Source organism: Schaalia sp., from assembly GCF_050312375.1.
Classification (GTDB): Bacteria; Actinomycetota; Actinomycetes; order Actinomycetales; family Actinomycetaceae; genus Pauljensenia; species Pauljensenia hyovaginalis.
In genome coordinates this window covers 1-5,036 of record NZ_JBNOYB010000116.1, presented here as the reverse complement: position 1 = coordinate 5,036, position 5,036 = coordinate 1, and the positions used below count along the sequence as shown (strand labels likewise).

Sequence of the window (5,036 nt, the reverse complement as noted above, 5' to 3'; positions counted from 1 at the left end):
TGTCTGGGCCGAGGGGAGGGGGAGGCGGGCCGGATCGGTCTGCTCATGGGCGTCTGCCTCCTCATCGTCGTGTCGTTCCTCTTCGTTTCGGCGACGGTGACGGCTGTGGCGATCGAGGATCGCCGCCTCCTCGCCTGCGCGGATCGACTGTCGGTGGCGACGGCGGGGATCATCGACGCCTCCGCGTATTACGGCGGTGCGGGCCGCGTCGAAGTGGTGGTGTCGGCGCGTGCCGCGCGGGGTGCGGCGGAGCGGGCGCTGGAGGCGCTCGAAGGGTCGGTGTGCGATGTCGGCGCGGGGGTGTCGATCGTCGAGGTCGAGCGGGAGGCGGGGCGGGTTCGGGTCGGGGTGCGGGCTCGGGCGGTTCTGCCGATCGTGCCCGGGGTGTTGCAGGGGGTGGGCGCACCGGTTCTCGTGCGCGAGTCCACGGCGAGGGTCGCCATGAATCCCTGAGCGCCTTCAGGTGGGGCGCAGGCTTTGAATGGGTGAAGAGCGTCTATGGTGATGGTCAATGATCGGTATAGTGATCCGCTTGAAAGACATGCGGTGGTCAACATGTGGAAAGGGTGTGTCATCAGTCGGCGATGACTGCCACTATTTCGCGTATGAGCAATCTTGATCTGTCACGACTGTCCGACACCCTTCGCCCGGTCTATCAGGCCGTCCTCGACCGCGATCCCGCGCAGCCCGAATTCCACCAGGCCGTCTACGAGGTCCTCCTCACGATCGCGCCCCTGGCCGAGAAGTACCCCGAGTACGCCGATCTCGCGATCTTCAACCGCGTCGTCGAGCCCGAGCGCCAGCTCATGTTCCGCGTCCCCTGGGCCGATGACTCCGGCCGCATTCACGTCAACCGCGGCTACCGCGTCGAGTTCAACTCCGCGATCGGCCCCTACAAGGGCGGCCTGCGCTTCCACCCCTCGGTCGACCTCTCGATCATCAAGTTCCTCGGCTTCGAGCAGATCTTCAAGAACTCCCTCACCGGCCTGCCCATCGGCGGAGGCAAGGGCGGCTCAGACTTCGACCCCAAGGGCAAGTCCGACGCGGAGGTCATGCGCTTCTGCCAGTCCTTCATGACCGAGCTCTCCCGCCACATCGGCCCCGACACCGATGTCCCCGCCGGCGACATCGGCGTGGGCGGCCGTGAGATCGGCTACCTCTTCGGCCAGTACAAGCGGATCACCAACCGCTACGACGCCGGAGTCCTCACCGGCAAGGGCCTCAACTGGGGCGGCTCCTTTGCCCGGACCGAGGCGACCGGCTACGGCCTCGTCTACTTCGCCGAGGAGATGCTCAAGGCCCGCGGCACCTCCTTCGACGGCAAGAAGGTCGTCGTCTCTGGCTCGGGCAACGTCGCGATCTACGCGACCGAGAAGGCCCAGCAGCTCGGCGCGACCGTCATCGCCGTCTCCGACTCCTCCGGCTACGTCGTCGACGAGGCGGGCATCGACGTCGCCCTGCTCAAGGACGTCAAGGAGGTCCGGCGCGGCCGCGTCTCCGACTACGCGGACGAGCGCCCCTCGGCGCGCTTCGTGTCCGGCGGTTCGATCTGGGATCTTCCCTGCGATGTCGCCCTTCCCTGCGCGACTCAGAACGAGCTCCCCGTCGAGGCCGCGAACACCCTCATCAAGAACGGCGTCCAGCTCGTCGCCGAGGGCGCGAACATGCCGACCACGCCCGAGGCCATCGAAGCGCTCCAGGCCGCGGGCGTCGCCTACGCCCCGGGCAAGGCCTCGAACGCCGGCGGCGTGGCGACCTCGGCGCTCGAGATGCAGCAGAACTCTGGCCGCACCCAGTGGGCCTTCGAGGAGACCGACGCGAAGCTCCACCAGATCATGGTGAACATCCACGAGGCAACGGTTGTCACCGCCGAGGAGTTCGGCGTGGCCGGGGACTACGTCGCCGGCGCGAACCTCGCGGGCTTCAAGAAGGTCGCCGACACGATGGTCGACCTCGGCCTCATCTGATCCGATCGCAGCCGTCGGGGGCGGTCCGGGTCCTCCCGGGCCACCCCCGATCGTGCATCGCGCGCCGAACGCCGCGCTCGGGCCGTGCTCTCGCCGCGCTCAGACCGTGGCGTGCTCTGAGCGCAAGAGCCAGGCCTTGTCCGACTCGACCGAGAGGCGCACGATCCTGCCCTCGTCCAGGAGCTCGTCCTCGCGAGGATCCGAAACGACGCAGATGACCGTGCCGAACTCCGTCTCGATCTCGTACTCGATGGTGTCCCCGTAGAAGACGCTGGTGATGATCTGGCCGAGGTCGCCGGTGAGGGTCTGGGGCTTGTCATCGACGGGGCGCAGGCGCAGGGACTCGGGGCGGACCATGAGGACCACCTCCTCACCGGCGAGGGCCGCGGCGCGCGCTCCGGGCTCGCAGGGGACGAGGATCTCCGCCCCGAGCGCGCGCACACGAACCCTCTCCTGCGAAATCGCATCGAGGACCGTGGTCGTGAGGAAGTTCGCGCGGCCGACGAAGTCCGCGACGAAGACGGACGCCGGGTGGAGGTAGATCTCCGAGGGCGTGTCGGCCTGCTCGATGCGACCGGCGTTCATGACGACGATCCGGTCGGACATCGCCATCGCCTCGGACTGGTCGTGGGTGACGTAGACGGAGGAGATGCCGAGGCGCTTTTGCATGCGGCGGATCTCGATGCGCATCTTGACGCGCAGCTTCGCATCGAGGTTCGACAGCGGCTCGTCGAAGAGGAGGACCTTCGGGCGGACGACCATGGCGCGGGCGAGGGCGACGCGCTGCTGCTGGCCGCCGGAGAGCTGCGACGGCGCACGCTTCGCCATGGCCGTGAGGTTCATCGAGGCGAGGGCGACATCGACGGCCTCGTCGAGCTGCGCCGCGGGCATCTTCTGGAGCTTGAGGCCGTAGGCGACGTTGTCCCGGACTGAGAGGTGGGGGAACAGGGCGTACGACTGGAAGACCATGGACATGGGGCGCTTGTTCGGCGGGATGACGACCATGTTCTCGCCGTCGAGGAGGACCTCGCCGGAGGTCGCGTCCTCGAAGCCCGCGATCATGCGCAGGGTGGTCGTCTTGCCGCAGCCCGAGGGGCCCAGGAGGGTGATGAATTCCCCGGGTTCGATGTCGAGGTCGATGTGATCGACCGCGGTGACCCGGTTGTCGCCCTCGCCGAAGGTCTTCGTGAGGGAGACCAGCGAAAGGCGCCCGGTCGGCGCGGAGGCATCGAGTGCAGTGGTATCAGTCATTTCGTCTTCCTAAGGTGTGGGGCGCTCACAGGCCCGCGCGGTTCTGGGCGGCCGGTGCGTTGTCGCGGACGAGGATGTTGGTCAGGCCGATCACGGCCATCACGATGAGGATGAGGATCGTGCAGAAGGCGAAGGCGTTGCCGAAGCGCCCCGCATCGACCTCGGAGAGGATCTGCGAGGTCATGATCTTCGTCCTCGGTGTCGTGATGAAGATGATCGGGGAGAGCGTCGTCATCGAACGCGCGAAGGCGTAGGTGAGGCCCGCGATGAACGCGGGGCGGATCAGGGGCATGGTCACGCGGGCGAAGGTCTGCAATCCGGAGGCCCCGAGCGAGGTGGAGGCCTCGTCGATCGACTTGTCGATCTGCTGGAGGCTCGCGATGCCCGAGCGCTGACCCGAGGGCATGGATCGGGCGACGTAGACGAGGATGATCGCCAGCGCGCCGCCGAAGACCGCGCTTCCCCCCGCCAGGGCGGGCATGTACTGGCGTCCGGCGAAGATGATGGGCTGGTTGTAGGTGATGAGGTAGCCGATGCCGAGGACGGTGCCGGGGACCGAGAGGCCGAGCATGCCGAGGAAGTCCATGACCCCCGCGCTCGCCTTGAGGCGGACGACGACGAGCCAGGCGACGACCATGCCGAGGAGGCCCGCGATGGGCGTGGCGATGAGGGCGAGGATCGTCGTGTCGATCATCGCGTCATTGCCGATGCCGGACAGGACGTAGCGGAAGTTGTTGAGCGTCGGCGTGTTGTCGACTCCGAGGATGTTGACGAAGGCGCCGACGATCACGGTGGCGTAGATCGTCACGATGAAGAGCGCGACGAGCGCGGTCGCGGCTCCGAGGGGGATGCGGGCGAGGGGGGCGCGAACGAGGCGCACCCGGCCGGCGGGCTTGCCGGTCACGGTGACCGCGGAGGAACGCCCCGCCCAGTAGCGCTGGATGAGGAAGACGAGGAGCGCGGGCACCAGCAGGATGAGCGAGTAGGCGCTGCCCGCGGCCGTGTTGTACTCGCCGTTGATCGCGATGTAGGCGCGTGAGGCGAGAACGGTGAAGTCGCCGCCGATGACGAGCGGGTTCGCCAGGTCGGCGATCGCTTCGACGAAGAGCAGGAGGAAGGATGCGGCGAATCCGGGGATGAGCATGGGGAGGGTGACGGAGCGGAAGACCTTCCACTGGGACGCGCCGAGCGAGGCCGCGGCTTCCTCCATCGCCGGATCGAGGTTGCGGAGCATGCCGAGCATGTTCATGTAGGCGACGGGGAAGAAGGAGAGCGTGAGGACGAGCGTGAGCCCCGGGAGCCCGTAGATGTTCCACTGCTGGCCCAGGACCTGGGTCGAGATGATCCCGTTGCGCCCGAAGAGGGTGATGGACGAGGTCGCGACCGCGAATGGCGGGGAGACGATCGGGATGAGGGCGATGAGATGGAGGATCTTCTTGCCGGGCAGGGCGACCCTGGCCTGAATGAAGGCGAGGAAGAAGCCGATGAGCGTTCCGGCGAGTCCGACGACGACGCCGAGGATCACGGTGTTGAGGATGATCGTCCGGTTGGTGGAACTGGCGAAGACCGAGGTGAGGACTGACAGGCCGTCGGAGGAGAAGGCCTTCGAGAGGATCGTGATGAGGGGGAGGAGGACGAGGAGGAAGAGGACGGCGAAGACGATGGCGACGAGGGCGATCGTCGTGGGATCGCGGCGGACGCGCGTCGAACGGCGCGTCGTGCGCGTTCCCCCGAGGGAGTCTTCGAGCCGCGGGGCGGCGGGAGCGGACATGGGTTTTCCCTTCGAGTGAGGGCCGAATCGGGCGGATGAGCCTGGGG

4 protein-coding genes are annotated in these 5,036 nt (G+C 67.5%); 2 read left to right on the top strand and 2 right to left on the bottom strand.

What is annotated here, in order from left to right; genetic code table 11:
* Together ACQY7V_RS09370 and gdhA are read left to right on the top strand one after the other, a co-directional pair.
* Positions 1-453: hypothetical protein (locus ACQY7V_RS09370; protein WP_428639979.1), on the top strand; the 453-nt coding region annotated here is incomplete at its 5' end.
* Positions 454-605: 152 nt separating this feature from the next.
* Positions 606-1,967, top strand: a complete 1,362-nt coding sequence (gdhA, locus tag ACQY7V_RS09365) for an NADP-specific glutamate dehydrogenase (protein ID WP_428639977.1) — start codon at positions 606-608, stop codon at positions 1,965-1,967.
* A 99-nt stretch (positions 1,968-2,066) separates the two neighbouring features.
* Here gdhA and ACQY7V_RS09360 read toward each other — a convergent pair whose 3' ends face one another.
* Positions 2,067-3,218 carry an ABC transporter ATP-binding protein gene (locus ACQY7V_RS09360; RefSeq protein ID WP_428639975.1) on the bottom strand — a complete coding sequence of 384 codons (1,152 nt, stop codon included), beginning with the start codon at positions 3,216-3,218 and terminating at the stop codon, positions 2,067-2,069.
* 25 nt (positions 3,219-3,243) lie between these two features.
* The gene (locus ACQY7V_RS09355) at positions 3,244-4,989 is read right to left on the bottom strand and encodes an ABC transporter permease (protein ID WP_235361677.1); all 1,746 of its coding nucleotides are present in this window, start codon (positions 4,987-4,989) and stop codon (positions 3,244-3,246) included.
* Between the last annotated feature and the right edge of the window lie 47 nt (positions 4,990-5,036).

Excerpts from the sequence above, each read along its gene's own strand:
- gdhA (WP_428639977.1), top strand. The coding sequence starts at position 606 with ATGAGCAATCTTGATCTGTCACGACTGTCCGACACCCTTCGCCCGGTC.
- ACQY7V_RS09360 (WP_428639975.1), bottom strand. The coding sequence starts at position 3,218 with ATGACTGATACCACTGCACTCGATGCCTCCGCGCCGACCGGGCGCCTT.
- ACQY7V_RS09355 (WP_235361677.1), bottom strand. The coding sequence starts at position 4,989 with ATGTCCGCTCCCGCCGCCCCGCGGCTCGAAGACTCCCTCGGGGGAACG.